Origin of the sequence: Meridianimarinicoccus roseus (assembly GCF_003172915.1) — a bacterium.
Classification (GTDB): Bacteria; Pseudomonadota; Alphaproteobacteria; order Rhodobacterales; family Rhodobacteraceae; genus Meridianimarinicoccus; species Meridianimarinicoccus roseus.
Genome location: NZ_QGKU01000032.1, coordinates 200,264 through 217,277, shown reverse-complemented (window position 1 = coordinate 217,277; position 17,014 = coordinate 200,264). Strand labels below are relative to the sequence as shown.

Genomic DNA, 17,014 nt, shown 5'->3' with positions numbered 1-17,014 from the left:
GGCCGGATACATGTCAGCACCCGACGACGCGCCAAAAAGATCCGAAACCCCTCTTGCGCTTGGGGCGGTTACACATGTTGCGCAACTTCGTCGATGGAGGATTCACTGCGCGTATCCAGCATGATAGCTGGCGGTCATGAGCAGACCCACGCGCGCGACCTACAGGACCAGGAACTGGCCAGCCTACAGTGAGCCATTGTGTCGCCATGTGTTCGAGACCAATGGCGAACGCGCTCAAGCGCCGGGGGCTCGCTGACGATCTGGTTTGACCCCGAGATGAGCTGGAATGCCGTGCCGACGGACAGTCGTGGGCGCCAGCAGAGCTATAGCGACGCGGCGGTGCAGGCCTGCCTCACCCTCGAGATCCTCCTCGGGCTGCCGCTCCGCCAAGCGACCGGTTTCGTGGCAAGCCTGCTGGAGCTGTCCGGACTCGGCTGGTCCGTGCCGGACTTCAGCACTCCGTCACGCCGCCAGAAAACCCTGAACGTGACCATCCCGTATAGCTTCTAGAAGGGGCAGCTGCACCTGCTCGTGGACAGCACCGGCATCAAGGTGGAAGGCGAAGGCGAGTGGCACACGCGCAAGCATGGCGGCTCGAAACGAAGGGTCTGGCGCAAGCTCCACCTCGGGATCGATGAGGAAACGCTGGAGATCCGGGCGTTCGAGGTGACTTCCAGCAATGTCGGCGAAGCGCCGATGCTGCCGGGCCTGCTTGCTCGGATCCCAGCGGAGGAGGAGATCGCCACCGTCACCGCTGACGGTGCCCTTGACACCCGCGCTTGCCATGATGCCGTCGCTGCCCGCGATGCAGCCGCCATCATCCCACCGAGACGGAATGCGAGGCCCTGGAAGCCGGACACCGCCGGAGCCCAGGCGCGCGACGCGATCCTGCGAACATCGAAGCACTTGGGCCGGGTGCTCTGGCGGAACTGGAGCGGGTATCACCGCCGCAGCAGGGTAGAAACGAAAATGAACTGCGTGAAACTGCTCGGCCAGCGGCTAATGTCGCGGGCCTTCGACCGCCGGGTTGCAGAGGTCCAGATTCGCGCGGCGGTTCTCAACCGCTTCACGGCACTCGGTATCCCGATGACCGCGGCCGCAGGATAGGTGTGTCCCGGGAAAACGGAAGTGCGGCCATCAGCTGATTTGCGCAACAGCGCCGGTCCAACAGGGAAAACCGATCACCCCTCAGCACAGTCTCTCCTAGGCACCTATATCCCGACATTGAAACCAAACGGAAAATCGCTGTTTTCAGCAAAGAGATTGCTGTTGCCTTTCAGCCTTCCGCCGTCGGCGATCGAATGAGGAAGGCACGGAAGTCGTTCACGTTGGTGCCGGTCGGGCCGGGCACGAACAGATCTCCCGCCGCACCGAACGCGCCCCATGCGTCATTGCGTGCCAGTGCCGCCGCAGGGTCTGTGCCCGCCGCGCGCATCCGGGCTGCGCTGGAACCGTCGGCGAAAGCGCCGGCATTGTCCTCGGACCCGTCGATCCCGTCGGTGTCCGCGGCCAGCGCCGCCACGCCGGGCACTCCCTCCAGCGCCAGCGCCGCGGCCAGAAGGAATTCGGTGTTCCGGCCGCCGCGCCCGCCGGTGCCGCGCAGGGTGACAGTCGTCTCGCCGCCCGACAGGATCACCACGGGGTAAGCGAAGGGTCGGGACCGCGCCACAACTTCGCGGACAATGGCGGCATGAACCTGCCCGACATCGCGCGCCTCGCCTTCGATCGCGTCCGACAGGATCACGGCGGGAACGCCGGCCGCCCGTGCCGCGTGGGCCGCGGCTTCGAGCGACAACCGGGCCGATGCGATCACCCGCACCTCGTGCCGCGCAAACACGTCATCGTCCGGGTCCGGGGCCGCCGCCTGCCCGCCGCGCAGATGGGCCAAAACCCGGTCAGGCAGCGCGATGGAGCGGCTGTCGATCATCGCCAGCGCCTCGGCCACGCCCACGGCGTCCGGCACCGTCGGCCCAGAAGCGACCTGCGCAGGATCGTCACCCGGCACGTCCGACACGACAAGGCTGACGACCCGCGCGGGCGCAGCTGCGGCAGCCAACCGCCCGCCCTTTATTCGGCTTGCGTGTTTGCGGATCGCATTCATCACGCCGATCGGTGCGCCCGAAGCCAGCAGCGCACGGTTCAGCGCCTGCTCGTCCTCCAGCGTGAGCCCGTCCGGCGGCGCGGGCAGCAGCGCCGAGCCACCGCCGCAAACCAGCGCGACCACAAGATCGTCCGGCCCGAGACCGTCGACCGCGTCGAACAGCGCCTGCGTGGCGGTCATGCCAGCCGCGTCGGGCACGGGATGGGACGCCTCCAGCACACGGATCTGACGACATGGCGCGGCATAACCGTAGCGCGTGACGACGACCCCCGACAGCGGCCCGTCCCACAGCGTCTCAAACGCGGCGGCCAGTTGCGCCGCGCCCTTGCCCGCGCCCACGACCACAGTACGTCCGCGCGGGCGCTCCGGCATCGCGTCGCGAAGCGCGACCAGCGGATCCGCAGCATCCACCGCCGCATCGAACAGGCCCTTCAGGAAATCCCGTGTGCCCTCGTCCATATCATGTCCTTCCGTATTGCCGCCGCGACTCAGTCCATGACGATCTGGGTCTTCAGATCGTCTGGCCGGTCGGCGAAACTGTCGAATGCTTCCTGAATGTCGTCCAGACGGAATGCCGCGCGGGTAAACAGGTCCGTGTCGATGCGACCGTGCATCAGAAGCGTCAGCGCATCGTGCATGTTCTCACCCATGCCGGCGACGGAGCCCTTGACCGAGTTCTCGCGCAGAACAGTCGTCAGGATGTCCAGTTCCAGCGCCTCGTCCGGGCCGGTCAGCCCGAAGGCGGCGATGTGCCCGCCGTTGCGAACGAGCGTCTGCGCCCGTCGGTAAAGCGCGGCGGACCCGACACTCTCGATCACCACGTCCGCCCCGCGCCCGCCGGTCGCGGCCATCACCACCCCGTGCAGGGCAGCGGGGTCCGATACCGCGTGATCGGCGCCCACGGCCTGCGCCGCACGGCCTGCCGCGGTGTCGAAAACGATGATCGGAGCGGCCCCTATGGTTCGCAGCAACTGCACGTGCAGGTTGCCGATCGGGCCCGCCCCCAGAACCACCACCGACTGTCCGAAGCTGATCCGCGCCTTGCGCGCCGCACGCACGACGCAAGCCAGCGGTTCGGTGAGCGCCAGAACCGCATCGGGCACGTCATCCGGCGCAGGAATCACAAGGCGGGCGGGCACGACGAGGTATTCGGCAAACCCGCCATCGGCGTGAATTCCCATCTGACGCATCGTCGGACAGTTAAGAATCTCGTTCCGGCGGCACCAGTAGCACGACCCACACCCGATATTGGTATCGACCACCGCCTTCTGCCCGATGCGCAGCCGCGCCGCGGCGGGACCCGACCCCAGAGCAGCGACAGTGCCGGTGAATTCGTGGCCCGGCACCATCGGCAGATGTTCGGAAGAATAGCGGCCCCGGAAAATATGCAGATCGGTGCCGCATATGCCACAGCGCTGTATGCGCAGCAGGGCCTCGTCCGGGCCGGGCCGAGGGATGGGCCGCGCCTCGATCACGAAGCGGCCCGGTGCCACCAGAACGGCGGCCTTCATGCTGTCCATTGCGCGCCCTCCCCGGCATGCGGCTCTGGCGCATCAGCGCGGATTATGATCGGGAAGGCAACAGGGGACTGCGCGGGCAACCGTCCGACGATCAAACCCGAACGAGATTTCCGAAGATCGCGTCCTTGTGATCCTGCAGGTAGATCCGCAGCCAGGGCGTGAAACGGCCCGGTCGCCGCGCCACTTCGGCCGCGAGATCATAAAGACCGACCCATTCGACCTGCATCACCTCTTCAGGGTTCGGCGCGACCTTCAGCGTCTTCGGTGCCGTGGCGAGGTAGATATCTACCACCTCGTGCTCCACCATGCCGCCGCCCACGTCGGCGCGGTATTCCACCGTGTCGCGCTTGGCCGGATAGACCCCGGTAATGCCCAGTTCCTCCTTCAGGCGGCGCACGGCGCAATCAGACGGGCTTTCGCCCCAGGCGGGATGGGTGCAGCAGGTGTTCGCCCACAGACCCGGCGTGTGGTATTTCGACATGGCCCGCCGCTGGATCAGCACGTTCTGCCCATCCATGATGAACACCGACACCGCCTGATGCCGCAGCCCTTGCCGGTGCACGGTCAGCTTCTCGACCGGGGCAAGCGTGCCGTTCACCCAGGCGGGTATAAGTTCGGTCATTGCGCGGGCCTCATGTCGGGCGGTTGAAACTGGTCATTCGATGTAAAACAGGGCTTTCCGCCACGCGTACCTCATCACTTTAATCGGGAGGCGGCGGCAGATGCACGCCGACATCATGACACAGGGAAGATCGCACAGTTGCGGGCGACATCTGACGCCCTTATCCGACCAAGGCAGGATGCGGGAGACCTTGCAACCTTTGCCATTCTAGGCGACGTATTTGTGGCATCGGTCCGCGCCCGTGCTAGGGTATCGCGGGCAGACACTGCAAAAATGGGAGCTACCTATGACCAAGCTTTTCGCCGCACTCGCGGCCACCGCGCTCACGGCGTTGCCGATGGCCGCCGCAGCACAGTCCGGCGACGCAGCCGCCGGGGAAAAAGCTTTCCGCGGGTGCCAGGCGTGCCACGTGGTCGAGAATGCGGCGGGCGACGTGCTTGCCGGGCGCAACGCAAAGACCGGCCCGAACCTCTACCAGGTCGCCGGTCGTCCAGCGGGTTCCATCGACGGGTTCCGCTATTCGGATTCAATGGCCGCCGCGGGCGAGGCCGGGCTCGTCTGGGACGAAGAGAGCTTCGTCGCCTATGTGCAGGACCCGACCGGTTTCCTGCGCGAGTACCTCGACGACAGCGGTGCGCGCGGCGCAATGTCCTACAAGGTCCGCAAGGAAGAGGACGCCGTGGATCTCTATGCCTACCTGTCCAGCCTCGAGTAATCGGGCAGCGACGGCCATCCGGCAAAAAAGAAAGGCCCCGTTTCCGGGGCCTTTTTTTCGTGAGCTATGCACACCCGGATCACGAAGCGGGCAGAAGCACCCGGTCGATCACATGGATCACCCCGTTCGACTGGTCCACATCCGCGATGGTGACGGTGGCCACGCGGCCGCGCTCGTCCTCGATCATGATCTCGTCACCGGAATAGCGCGCCTGCAACATGCAACCGCCCACCGTCGGCACGGCATGGACCCCGCCGTCATCGTCGATCATGCCCTTGATCGCCATCGACATGGCATCGGCAGACACGACATGGCAGGCAAGGATCTGGGTCAGTTGCGCCTTGTGTTCGGGCTGAAGCAACTGCGCAAGTGCGTCGGCGTCGATCCGGTCGAAGGCGGCATTCGTGGGCGCGAACACGGTGAACGGGCCGGGACCCATCAGCGTTTCAACTAGGCCAGCCGCCTTGACCGCGGCGACCAGCGTGGTGTGATCAGCCGAGTTCACGGCATTCTCGACGATGTTGCGCTGGGGGAACATCTCGGCCCCGCCGACCATCGGGTTCTGGGCGGCGGCGGCAGTGGCAGCAAGGGCAAGGCAGGCGGCGGTTATCGTGGTTTTCATGGGTGTCTCCCTGGTGTGATGCCGGCGCGGTTGCGCCGGTTACCAGAAGTCACGTTGCACGAAGCCCAGAGTTTCAGCCTTCAAATCACTCCCAATCACGGGCGCGTGAAGTCAGCCTCACAGCCCAGCCAGGCGCCCGATCGCCCGCACCGTTCCGGTCGGTGCGCCAGTAGGTGAGCCGCCCGGAGGTTCGTCGCTGATGGCCAGAACGAGTTCATCGGCGGCCCCCCGCAGCGCGGGCGGAATCTGCGTCGTGCCCTGCGCCGACGCATCGAGAAGCCCCAGCGACACGGGCGCTTCGTCCGGCGGAATTGCCCAAAGCTCCAGCACGCGCCCCGGCGGCGACACCCCATCGGTGCGCGTGATGCGCAGCGTGCCGTCCGCCCCGTCATAGAGCACCAGAAGCCTCAGGCTGTCATCCTCGGCCGAAATCTCGCCGACCAGAAGCGGCGCGGGCATCTGAGGCTGCGTGAACAGCAGCCCGCCCAGCACAGCCGCCGCGCCGAACCCTGCAAAGGTGAGACCCCGCCAGAGGCCGACACGCTGCCAGAAGCCGGGGGACGGACGTGCCGTTTCGGGGAACAGGCCGCGCATCAGCAGCGGTTTCGCCGAGGGCTGCGGCGCAACCGGCTTGATCTCGTCTGCGGCGATGTCGGCGAAATGCGCCTCCCATACCTGCACCTCGGCTCGCAACGCGGCCGAGAAGCCAAGCCTCGCCTCGAACTCGGACCGCTCGTCGGGGCCCAGGAGGTGCAGCACATACTCGGCAGCGAGCGCCCTGTCCTCGTCGGACAGGCGCGGCCCGCCGACAGCGCCGCGATCGGGATCAGGCGTGTCCGTCATCGGCTCAGGCACTCTCTCAGTCGGATCAAGCTGCGGCGCAGCCACGTCCTTACGGTGTTCAGTGGCACATCATACATGGCCGCCAGTTCGACATAGCTGCGCCCCTCAAGATAGGCCCCGCGCACGGCGCCCCGCTTGTCGGGCTCGAGTTCTTGCATACACACGGCGATGCGCGCCGCTTCGGAGCGCGCGATCGCGCTTTGTTCTCCGGTGGCCACGTCGCCGGCAAGCGTATCGGCAAGGGCCGCCACGTCCTCGGCCGGGCGCCGCTTGCGCAGCCGGTCGATGGCGGAATTCCGCGCGATGGTGATGAACCACGTCATCGGACTATGGCCGGTCACGGCATAGCGGTCGGCGTTGCGCCAGATCTTAACGAAGGCATCCTGCATTGCATCCTCCGCGCTGGCCCTGTCCTGCAACACACGCAACGCCACGCCGAGAAGTTTCGGCGCGACCGCATCGTAGAGTCTCGAGAATGCCTCACGGTCGCCAAGCGCTATTCGGGAAATGAGGGCTTCTAGATCGGCACTGGACAATGGGGCCTGAACTTTTCTTTCGGGAGGTGTTGATTGTGCTTATCGCGCCCCGCGCCGCATGTCATCCCCAAAGCTGCAGCGGCGCGCCAAGTGCTTAAATCCTGCATTTTTTTCAACACCACGCCTGTTTGCCAATTACTCGCAAAGCCGTGATTGAAACACGCCTCGAAAGACATTCCAATTGCGGATTTTTCTGAGGTGTAATAATGAGAAAAAAACGCCGGAAAGGATTAGGCATGACCAGTATCGATGTCGCCAGCATGTCGCTGGAAGAACTCAAATCTCTGCAGACGAAAGTTAACCGCGCCATCGAAACCTACGAGGAACGCAGAAAGAAAGAAGCGCTGGCGATCGTGGAAGCCAAGGCGCGTGAAATGGGCTACTCCATTTCCGATCTTTACAGCGCTCCGCGCAAGGGCGCGCAGCCGCCGCGACCGGCGAAGTACCGCCACCCGGAAAATTCCGAACTCACGTGGTCCGGACGCGGGCGCCAGCCGCAATGGTTCAAGGACGCGCTGGAAGCCGGTGCCGAGCCCGAGGATTTCTTGATCAAGGCCTGACCTGACCGTCGCCGCAGCGCCGTCCTCGGTTCACACCTCGACGGCGCGGGCGACTTGCGAGCCGACCTCGAAAACCCTCTTGTAGCGCGCAACTTCAGGCGCGGGGCCCATCGCCTTGTTGGGGTTGTCGCTCAGCTTGACTGTCGGGCGCCCATTGGCGCTGATCGCCTTGCATACCAGCGAAAACGGCGCCAGCGCATTTCCCGGCACCAGCCCACGGAAATCATTTGTCAGAAGTGTGCCCCATCCGAATGAGACCCGCACTCGGCCAGCAAATTGTTTCTGCAATTGCAGCATCGCGTCCACGTCCAGCCCATCCGAGAAGATCACCAGTTTTTCACGCGGGTTTTCCCCCCGGCTTTTCCACCAGTCGATCGCAATTTCCGCGCCGCTGGCCGGATCGCCGCTGTCGATGCGAATTCCCGTCCAGCCGGCAAGCCAATCAGGGGCGTTTTCCAGGAAGCCGCGAGTGCCGTAGGTGTCCGGCAGGATCACCCTGAGATTGCCGTCATGTTCCTCGTGCCAGTCGGCCAGAACCCTGTAGGGCGCGGCGCGCAGGTCGGCATCGGTTTCAGCCAGCGCGGAGTAGACCATCGGCAGTTCATGCGCGTTGGTGCCAATCGCTTCCACCTCGCGGCGCATGGCGATCAGACAGTTCGACGTGCCGACGAAGCTGCTCCCCAGACCTTCCAGCATTGCCTGAACGCACCAGTCTTGCCACAGGAAGGAATGGCGCCGCCGCGTGCCGAAATCGGCGATGCGCAGGGCGCTGTCGCCGCGCAGACGTTCGACCTTTTCCCAAAGCTTGGTCATCGCACGCGCATACAGGACTTGCAGCTCGAACCGCCCCATGTCCTTGAGTACCGCGCGCCCGCGCAGTTCCATCAGTACCGCCAGCGCCGGGATTTCCCACAGCATGACCTCTGGCCAGGCCCCCTCGAAGGTCAGTTCGTACTGACCGTCGCGCTTTTCCAGGTGGTAGGGCGGCAATCGGAAGCCTTCGAACCACTCCATGAAATCGGGACGGAACATCTGGCGCTTGCCGTAGAAGGTATTGCCGCGCAGGAAGGTTGACTCGCCCCGGCTGAGCGACAGCGACCGGATGTGGTCAAGTTGCTCGCGCAGCTCACCCTCGTCGATCAGGTCGGCCAGCCGAATGTCGGCGGTGCGGTTGATGAGCGAAAAGGTGACCTGCGTGTCCGGCTGGTTCCGGAATACCGATTGGCACATCAGCAGCTTGTAGAAATCCGTGTCGATCAACGACCGTACAATCGGGTCGATCTTCCACTTGTGGTTATAGACGCGCTGCGCGATGTCCACGTATCGCCCTCCTGCCGGGTCAGTCTGACAGGCGCACGCCGGCGTCCTGCATGGCGGCGCGCGCGGCGGCCAGAGATCCGCCAAGGTCGATGGCCCGGCACAGATCGCACCGCACCTCCACGTCGAAACCCAGCCGGGCCGCATCGCGGGCCGAATACTGAACGCAGAAATCCAGCGCGAGGCCGACCAGCGTCAGGTTCGTGATGCCGCGGCTTCTAAGGTAGCCCTCTAGCCCGGTTGGAGTCGTATGGTCGTTCTCGAAGAAGGCGGAATAGCTGTCGATGGTGCGGCGATATCCCTTGCGCACGATCACGTCCGCACGCGCGGTGTCGAGATCCGGATGAAACCCGGCCCCCGCGCTGCCCTGCACGCAATGATCCGGCCACAGCACCTGAGGGCCGTAGGGCATCTCGATCATCTCCAGCGGGGCCTTGCCGGGATGTTCGGACGCGAAGGACGAATGCCCCGCCGGGTGCCAGTCCTGGCTGAAAACCACCGCGGAAAATTCCTGCATCAAGGCGTTGATCGGCGCGACCACCGCAGACCCGCCGGGCACGGCGAGCGCGCCACCGTCGCAGAAGTCGTTCTGCACGTCGATAACGACAAGGGCGTTGGTATCGGGGCGCATGGCCGTCTCCGTTCTGGATCGGCCTATCGCTAAGCAGTCCCCGGCCTCAGGTCAACCGCGACGCCCGCGCCCCTTGCCGCAAACCGCCCCGCTGGCGTAAGGCACGCCCATGCATATCATCGCCGCGCTGTACCACTTCACCCGCTTTCCAGACCCCGCTGCACTGCGCGGACCGTTGGCGCAACTGTGCTGCGCGCAGGGTGTGACCGGCACGCTTCTTCTGGCCGGGGAAGGTATCAACGGCACCATCGCGGGCACCCGCGCGGGGATCGATGCAGTGCTAGCGCATATCCGCGCGCTTCCGGGCTGCGCGGATCTGGACTGGAAGGAAAGCCACAGCGCCGCCGAACCCTTCGGCCGCATGAAGGTCCGGCTCAAGCGCGAGATCGTGACGATGGGCCAGGCGCAGGTCGACCCGCTGGCGGGCACCGGACACTACGTGGATCCGGCGGACTGGAACGCACTGATCTCCGCGCCAGACGTCGCGGTGATCGACACGCGCAACGATTACGAGGTCGCCATCGGCACGTTCGAGGGCGCGGTGAACCCGGAGACAGCGAGTTTCCGGGACTTCCCGGCCTGGTGGGCGGCGAACCGCGATAGGTTCCACAACAAGCGCATCGCGATGTTCTGTACGGGTGGCATAAGGTGCGAGAAGTCCACCAACTACCTGCTGGGCGAAGGCGTGCCCGAGGTGTTCCACCTCAAGGGCGGCATTCTGAAATACCTCGAAGAGGTGGCGGAGCCCGATAGCCTATGGCGCGGCGAATGCTTCGTGTTCGACGGCCGGGTTTCGGTGGGGCATGGATTGCGCGAAGGCCCGCACGAATTGTGCCACGCCTGCCGCCGCCCGATCCTGCCCTCGGACCGGACCCGCCCGGAGTTCGAGGAAGGCGTGTCCTGTCACCATTGCATCGCCGAGACGACCGCAGACGACAAGGCCCGCTTCCGTGAACGTCAGAAGCAGATTGCGCTGTCCCGCGCACGCGGCGAACGGCATTTGGGGCGCGCGGATTTCGAGGACTGACGCCAGCCCTCCGCACGGCCGGCAGGCGGCCGCAGGCCGACTGCCCGGCCCAACGGGATGAGATGCGGGTGCGGCGCCCCCGCGTCGCAGACGGGCGGGAGTTCCCCCTGCCGACAGCGGTCGGCCAGGGGCTCGGTATGCCGCTCCCGCAATCCCGCACCCGAGCCGCCCCCTCGCATCCTGGCGCGCCCGCCGCTATACGGGGGCAGACCCAAAGACCGGAGCTTTGCCATGACCCCGCCCAAACCCGTTGTCCTGTGCATCCTCGACGGCTGGGGCGCGCGCGGCGACACGGCCGCCAACGCGCCTGCTCTTGCGGACACACCCACCTTCGACCGGATCATGGCGACCTGCCCACACGCGCAGTTGGTCACCCACGGGCCCGATGTCGGCCTGCCGCGCGGCCAGATGGGAAATTCCGAAGTGGGACACACCAATATCGGCGCAGGCCGCGTGGTGGCGATGGATCTTGGTGCGATCGACCTCGCCATCGAGGACGGCAGTTTCAAAAGCAACGATGCGCTGCAGGACTTCATTGCCGGGTTGAAGGACACCGGCGGCACTGCACACCTGATGGGTGTCGTGTCCGACGGCGGTGTGCATGGCCATATCAGCCATGTCCTCGCGGCCTGCCGGGCGGTGGCCGAGGCCGGCGTGCCGGTGGCGCTGCATGCCATCACCGACGGGCGCGACGTCGCGCCAAGTTCGGCCGCGGGGTTCATCGAAGATCTGACCGGTGCGCTGCCAGAGGGGGTCCGCGTGGCGACCGTCATCGGGCGCTACTTCGCGATGGACCGCGACAATCGCTGGGATCGGGTCCAAACCGCCTATGACGCCATGGTCCGGGGCGAAGGTGCGCAGGCGGACACTCCCGCCGCCGCCATCACCGCCGCTTATGACGCGGGCAAGACAGACGAATTCATTCCCGCCACCGTGATCGGCGATTTCGCCGGAGCGCGGGATGGCGACGGCTTCTTCTGCCTGAACTTCCGCGCCGACCGCGCCCGCGAGATTCTGCGCGCTATCGCCCAGCCCGACTTCGACGCCTTCGACCGGGGCACGTCGCCCGCATGGGCCGGGATGCTGGGCATGGTCGACTACTCGAAGGACCATGACGAGTGGATGACCACCGCCTATCCGAAGAAGCCGGTTGTCAACACGCTTGGCGCCTGGGTCGCGGCGCATGGCAAGCGGCAGTTCCGCCTCGCCGAAACCGAGAAATATCCGCATGTCACCTTCTTTCTGAACGGCGGCAAGGAAACCCCGGAGGACGGCGAGGACAGGCATATGCCGCCCTCGCCCAAGGTGGCGACCTATGACCTCGCCCCAGAAATGGCCGCCGCCGAAGTGACCGAGGCCTTCGTCGGCGCGATCCGGGACGGCTACGATCTGATCGTCACGAACTACGCCAATCCCGACATGGTCGGCCATACCGGCGACCTGGACGCCGCGATGAAGGCCTGCGAAGCGGTGGACCGGGGTCTTGCCGCCGTGACCGTAGCGCTGAAGCAGGCGGGCGGTGCGATGATCCTGACCGCCGATCACGGCAATTGCGAGACGATGGTCGATCCCGACAGCGGCGGGCCGCACACCGCACACACGATCAACCCGGTGCCCGTCGCGCTGATCGGCGGACCGGCAGGCACGGCGCTGGCCGACGGCCGCCTGGCCGATCTCGCCCCGACGCTGCTGGACCTGATGGGGATCGACAAGCCCGCCGAGATGACCGGCGAAAGCCTGCTGCGTCATGGCAGCTAGCTGGACGGGGCCATGGGAGCAGCTACTTTGCGGGGTCAGCGGGCGGTCACAATGCCGACACGCCCCGGCAAAGGGCTGGCATCCGTCGGTCTGACGCGCTTTATACTTGGCAAGGCATCCGCAGACACAGCCGCCGCGCTCAAGTCAGGCGGCGGGAAAGGACAAGGCAGAGATGAGATCATTCGTGTTGGCCACCGTGGGCGGCGCCGTCGCGGGCCTGCTTCTGAGCACACAGCTTGCCGGGCCGCTTCTGGCGCAGGAGCAGGACAACAAGCGATCAGTTTATGAACAGCTCGATCTGTTCGGCGACATCTTCGAGCGCATCCGCGCGCAGTATGTCGAAGAAGTGGACGAGGGCGACCTGATCGAAGCCGCGATCAACGGAATGCTGACCTCGCTCGACCCCCATTCGAGCTACCTGTCGCCCGAGGATGCGAGCGACATGCGTGTGCAGACCCGCGGCGAATTCGGCGGACTCGGCATCGAGGTCACGCAGGAGAACGGCTTCGTGAAGGTTGTCTCGCCCATCGACGGCACCCCGGCGGAGGAGGCCGGGATCGAGGCGGGTGATTTCATCACCCATGTGGACGGGGAGCCCGTTCTGGGCATGACCCTCGACGAGGCGGTAGACCTGATGCGGGGCCCCGTCGGGTCCGAGATCGTGATCACCGTTGTGCGCGAAGGCGACGGCGACCCGTTTGACGTGACCATCGTGCGCGACACGATCAAGCTGACTGCCGTGCGCACCCGCACCGAAGGCGACGCGGTGATCCTGCGCGTGACCACGTTCAACGACCAGACCTACCCCAACCTCGAAAGCGGCCTTCAGGAAGCTGTGGCCGAACTGGGCGGGATCGACAAGGTCAGCGGGTTCGTTCTGGACCTGCGCAACAACCCCGGCGGCCTTCTGACCCAGGCGATCCGCGTGTCCGATGCCTTCCTGAACGCAGGTGAGATCGTGTCGACCCGCGGACGTGAACTCGCCGACAGCGACCGTTACAACGCCAGCGAAGGCGATCTTGCCGAAGGCAAGCCGATCGTCGTGCTGATCAACGGCGGCTCCGCGTCGGCGTCCGAAATCGTCGCCGGCGCGCTTCAGGATCATCACCGCGCGGTCGTCGTGGGGACCAAAAGCTTCGGCAAGGGTTCGGTTCAGACGGTGATGCCGCTGCGAGGCGACGGCGCGATGCGCCTGACCACCGCGCGCTACTACACCCCGTCCGGGCGGTCGATCCAGGCGCTTGGCGTCGCGCCAGACATCATCGTGGAACAGCCCCGCCGCGACCCCGAGGCGGAGGCCGGGGAAACCGAGGAAAACCGCCCCGGCCGGACCGAGGCGGACCTGCGCGGTAGCCTGTCGAACACAGACGTGTCCGAGGACGAATTGCGCCAGCTGGAAGAGGACGAAGCGCGCGCCCGCGCCACCGCCGAACTGCGCGAGCAGGACTATCAGCTGGCCTATGCCATCGACATCCTGAACGGGCTGTCAGTGCTGTCAGTAGCCGACTGACGCCCCTTCGGCGGCACCGCCGCCAAGGCCGAATGACCTATCGCACGGGGCCGCGAGATCGCGGCCCCGTTCGTATTCTAGCCAAACAAGCGCCCGCGCACCTAGACTAAGGATTTGCGTAACTATTCCTTGGGATATGTGTGAAACCCTGTCCCATCGTGCTAGGGTTGTGCCAACACCTTGAATTGGGGAGTCGCCAATGCCCAAGACCTTCTTTGCCGCGATCGCCGTATCCGCCGCGCTTCTTGCCGGTAACGCGATGGCAGACGACACCACTAAGATTGCCGAGCTGCAGGTTGTCATGCAGCGGTATATCGACAGCAAGCTGATCGACGGCGCGATGCGTGCGGTAGATTATGAAACCGGTGAAATCCGGTCCTACTACCCCACCGAAGCCCATACGATGGTGATGGGACTCAACGGCGACTATGTGTTGTGCAGCGACCTGACCAACAAGGACGGCACTTCGGTTCCAGTGGATTTCTACATCACCGAAACCCCGGCGGGCTACGTTGTCTACCAGACGGAAATCAACAACAGGGCCCCGCTGCAAAGCCTAATCAAGCAGGGACTGGTTGAACGAATCCGCTAATCCACCCCGGGAGTCCCTAAAGCTCCCGGGAACGTTCGGGCTGTTCCGGAAACTGGCACTGTTCACGGTGCCGATCTTCTTTGTGCTGTCGTCCTTCGGGCTTCTCTACATCCAGAACGAACAGATGGTGGACGCGCGGGACGCGTTGTCCACCCGGATCGGTAACAGCGTCGGGCGCACTGCCACCTCGCTCGAAAAACTGCTGAACTCGGACCAGTTCACCGACAGCACCCAGTCAGTCGCGGTGCAGCAGCTTCTGCTGATGCTGCTGGGCGACCAGGCGGTCAGTTGCGCTCGCATGACCAACCCCGACAACCCGAACATCGGCACCATCGTGGCGCCGGTCGGGATCGGGTGCAATTTCCGACCTGTTGACGACTGGCTGTCGGTGCGCATCTTTTCGGACACCTACACGCTGCTCGAGGTCGGCTTCAGCCAGGAAGAATTGGCCCAGGCCCGCGAGACGCAGATGGAATACTCGCTCACCGTGCTGCTCGGCGCGTTGATGATCTCCATGCTGTCAAGCTGGGTCGCGTTCCGGATCATCGTCGGGCGCCCGTTGAACGACCTGATTTCAGACCTCGTGAAGGCCCGTGACGAGGCGGACACGGCCAGCCGCGCCAAGACCCGGTTCCTCGCCAATATCAGCCACGAAATCCGGACCCCGATGAACGGGATCATCGGCACCGCCGAATTGCTCAGCGAAAGCCAGCTCACCCCGCAGCAGGCATCCAGCGTGCAGACCATCGTGAATTCCGGCAACTCGCTGATGCACATCATCGAGGACATACTCGACTTCGCCAAGATCGAGGCCGAGAAACTGGAGATGAACGAGGACGAATTCCAGCTCAGCGATGTGATCTACGACGCCTCTGATCTGGTGGAGCCGACCGCGGCGATCAAGGGTTTGGACCTTGTGGTGGACATTCCCGACACGTTGCCGCACGGCTTCGTTGGCGACGATATCCGCCTGCGTCAGGTTATCCTGAACCTGCTTGGCAACGCGGTGAAGTTCTGCCCGTCCGGCACGGTGCGCCTGTCGGCCACGGTCGCCCAACACGAGGACGGCAACGCCAGCGATCTGACCGTCGCCGTGCAGGACACCGGCATCGGCATCGCGCCCGACAAGCTGGAGGCGATCTTCAGCCCTTTCAGCCAGGCCAACGACACCACGACCCGCGATTTCGGCGGCACCGGGCTGGGGCTGACCATCTCACGCGAACTGGTCAACCGTATGGGCGGCGAAATCAGCGCCACGTCCACGGTCGGCGAGGGGTCGGAATTCCGTTTCACCATCCCGCTGCGCCACGGCCGCCCGGTGCAGCAGTCGCCCGCCATCACCCGGCTGAAGGCGATGTCGGAAACGACACCGCTGCGTGTTCTGGCGGTGGACGACATGGACGTGAACCTGCAAATCCTGCAGCGCAGGCTGGCAATGTGGGGGGTGGACACCACGCTCTGCGCCGCCCCGGCAGAGGCGCTGGAGTGCCTGACCAATGCCGCCGCCGCTGGCACGCCGTTCGATGCAATGATCCTCGATTTCGACATGCCCGACATCAACGGACAGGACCTCGCCGAGATCATCCGCGGCGAAGAAGGGATCGACGCCACGCCCATGATCCTGCTGTCCTCGGTCGCGGTGGTTACCCGTCTGGCACGCGATCCTTCCACACCCTTCGATGCAACGCTGACCAAGCCGCTGCGGCCCAAACGCCTGGCGCGCGCGCTGTGTGCCGTGCTGTCGGGGGAAAGCCTTGGACTCGATCCCGACCAGGACAAGTCTGCCAAGGACGCAGGCCAGGAGAAATACACCGGCTTCCTGCGCGGCGTGGATGTGCTCGTCGTCGATGACAGCGAAATCAACCGTGAAGTGTTGGGCCAGCAGCTTGCGCTGACGGACTGCAGCCTGCGCTTCGCCGTCAACGGCGCCGAAGCCGTCGAGGAGTGTCGCGGCAAGCGGCCCGACATCGTATTGATGGACATTTCCATGCCGGTGATGGGTGGCTTCGAAGCCACGCGCGCGATCCGCGCCCACGAGCGCGCCATCAACCGCCGCCCCAGCACGATCTTCGCGCTTTCCGCTAATGTGCTGCAGGAACACAAGGACCGTGCCCGGGCCGCCGGAATGGACGGATTCATCGGCAAACCGACCCGCCGCGCCGAACTGCTGGACGCGATCTCGGCGGCGCAACTTGGCACCATGCCCGACGACGTGGCGCAAGCCACGCGGGACGATACGGAGACCCCCGGCAACGCCGCTCACACACCCGGCACCGCCAGTGCGGCGACTCCGGTGCCCGCCGTCCTCGTTCTCGACGACGAAATCGACGAATTGCGCGGAATGATCGGCGCAGAGAAGCTGGGCACACTGGCGCAGAAGCTTCAGGATCAGGGCGACGAGGTACTGGACGGCATCCGCAGCGACCTTGCTGCGGGCGATCTTCCGGGCGCCGCGGCGCGCGCGCACAAACTGGCGGGCGGGGCCGGCACGCTGGGCTGCCGACCGCTCGCCGAAGCGATGGCCGGGCTGGAACAGGACCTTCTGGGTGGCGACGCGCCCGACGCCGCAGATATTGAGCGTCTTTCGGAGCTGTGGCGGGCGACCCGCGACGCACTGTCCCGGCTGCATACAGCATCGGCGGCCTGACCACTCGCGACCC

15 protein-coding genes and 1 pseudogene are annotated in these 17,014 nt (G+C 65.2%); 8 read left to right on the top strand and 8 right to left on the bottom strand.

Annotated features, from left to right (window positions below):
• Positions 1-136 precede the first annotated feature (136 nt).
• Positions 137-1,107, top strand: a pseudogene (locus tag DKT77_RS10150) (IS5 family transposase).
• Positions 1,108-1,276: 169 nt separating this feature from the next.
• Here the strand turns inward: DKT77_RS10150 and DKT77_RS10145 are convergent.
• The 3 genes from DKT77_RS10145 to idi form a co-directional block, all read right to left on the bottom strand.
• On the bottom strand, positions 1,277-2,560 hold the full coding sequence (locus DKT77_RS10145) for a glycerate kinase type-2 family protein (protein ID WP_109811582.1): 1,284 nt from the start codon (positions 2,558-2,560) through the stop codon (positions 1,277-1,279).
• 29 nt (positions 2,561-2,589) lie between these two features.
• Positions 2,590-3,621, bottom strand: coding sequence for a zinc-dependent alcohol dehydrogenase (locus DKT77_RS10140; protein WP_109811581.1), 1,032 nt, complete (start codon positions 3,619-3,621; stop codon positions 2,590-2,592).
• 91 nt (positions 3,622-3,712) lie between these two features.
• Positions 3,713-4,243 carry an isopentenyl-diphosphate Delta-isomerase gene (gene idi, locus DKT77_RS10135; RefSeq protein WP_109811580.1) on the bottom strand — a complete coding sequence of 177 codons (531 nt, stop codon included), beginning with the start codon at positions 4,241-4,243 and terminating at the stop codon, positions 3,713-3,715.
• Positions 4,244-4,529: 286 nt separating this feature from the next.
• Between idi and DKT77_RS10130 the strand changes: the two genes are divergently transcribed.
• Entirely contained in the window at positions 4,530-4,958 is a 429-nt protein-coding gene (locus tag DKT77_RS10130) for a c-type cytochrome (protein WP_109811579.1), read from the top strand.
• Between the two features lie 79 nt (positions 4,959-5,037).
• Here the strand turns inward: DKT77_RS10130 and DKT77_RS10125 are convergent, their stop codons facing one another.
• From DKT77_RS10125 to DKT77_RS10115, 3 genes are all read right to left on the bottom strand, one after another.
• Complete coding sequence (locus DKT77_RS10125; protein WP_109811578.1) at positions 5,038-5,580, bottom strand: fasciclin domain-containing protein; 543 nt, start codon at positions 5,578-5,580, stop codon at positions 5,038-5,040.
• A gap of 117 nt (positions 5,581-5,697) precedes the next feature.
• Complete coding sequence (locus DKT77_RS10120; RefSeq protein WP_109811577.1) at positions 5,698-6,423, bottom strand: anti-sigma factor; 726 nt, start codon at positions 6,421-6,423, stop codon at positions 5,698-5,700.
• Positions 6,420-6,959, bottom strand: a complete 540-nt coding sequence (locus DKT77_RS10115; protein WP_109811576.1) for a sigma-70 family RNA polymerase sigma factor — start codon at positions 6,957-6,959, stop codon at positions 6,420-6,422. Before DKT77_RS10115 ends, DKT77_RS10120 begins: the two co-directional genes overlap by 4 nt.
• A gap of 206 nt (positions 6,960-7,165) precedes the next feature.
• Between DKT77_RS10115 and DKT77_RS10110 the strand changes: the two genes are divergently transcribed.
• A complete protein-coding gene (locus DKT77_RS10110; RefSeq protein ID WP_238547787.1) occupies positions 7,166-7,519 on the top strand; it encodes an H-NS histone family protein in 354 nt (117 codons plus the stop codon).
• Positions 7,520-7,549: 30 nt separating this feature from the next.
• Here the strand turns inward: DKT77_RS10110 and pncB are convergent, their stop codons facing one another.
• A complete protein-coding gene (gene pncB / locus DKT77_RS10105) occupies positions 7,550-8,839 on the bottom strand; it encodes a nicotinate phosphoribosyltransferase (protein WP_109811574.1) in 1,290 nt (429 codons plus the stop codon).
• A gap of 19 nt (positions 8,840-8,858) precedes the next feature.
• Entirely contained in the window at positions 8,859-9,467 is a 609-nt protein-coding gene (gene pncA / locus DKT77_RS10100) for a bifunctional nicotinamidase/pyrazinamidase (RefSeq protein ID WP_109811573.1), read from the bottom strand.
• A gap of 109 nt (positions 9,468-9,576) precedes the next feature.
• Between pncA and trhO the strand changes: the two genes are divergently transcribed.
• From trhO to DKT77_RS10075, 5 genes are all read left to right on the top strand, one after another.
• Complete coding sequence (gene trhO, locus DKT77_RS10095) at positions 9,577-10,494, top strand: oxygen-dependent tRNA uridine(34) hydroxylase TrhO (protein WP_109811572.1); 918 nt, start codon at positions 9,577-9,579, stop codon at positions 10,492-10,494.
• 231 nt (positions 10,495-10,725) lie between these two features.
• Positions 10,726-12,252 carry a 2,3-bisphosphoglycerate-independent phosphoglycerate mutase gene (gene gpmI / locus DKT77_RS10090; protein WP_109811571.1) on the top strand — a complete coding sequence of 509 codons (1,527 nt, stop codon included), beginning with the start codon at positions 10,726-10,728 and terminating at the stop codon, positions 12,250-12,252.
• 172 nt (positions 12,253-12,424) lie between these two features.
• Entirely contained in the window at positions 12,425-13,762 is a 1,338-nt protein-coding gene (locus DKT77_RS10085) for a S41 family peptidase (protein WP_109811570.1), read from the top strand.
• 199 nt (positions 13,763-13,961) lie between these two features.
• Complete coding sequence (locus tag DKT77_RS10080; RefSeq protein ID WP_109811569.1) at positions 13,962-14,354, top strand: hypothetical protein; 393 nt, start codon at positions 13,962-13,964, stop codon at positions 14,352-14,354.
• A 67-nt stretch (positions 14,355-14,421) separates the two neighbouring features.
• The gene (locus DKT77_RS10075) at positions 14,422-17,001 is read left to right on the top strand and encodes a response regulator (protein ID WP_109811568.1); all 2,580 of its coding nucleotides are present in this window, start codon (positions 14,422-14,424) and stop codon (positions 16,999-17,001) included.
• The last annotated feature ends 13 nt before the right edge of the window (positions 17,002-17,014 follow it).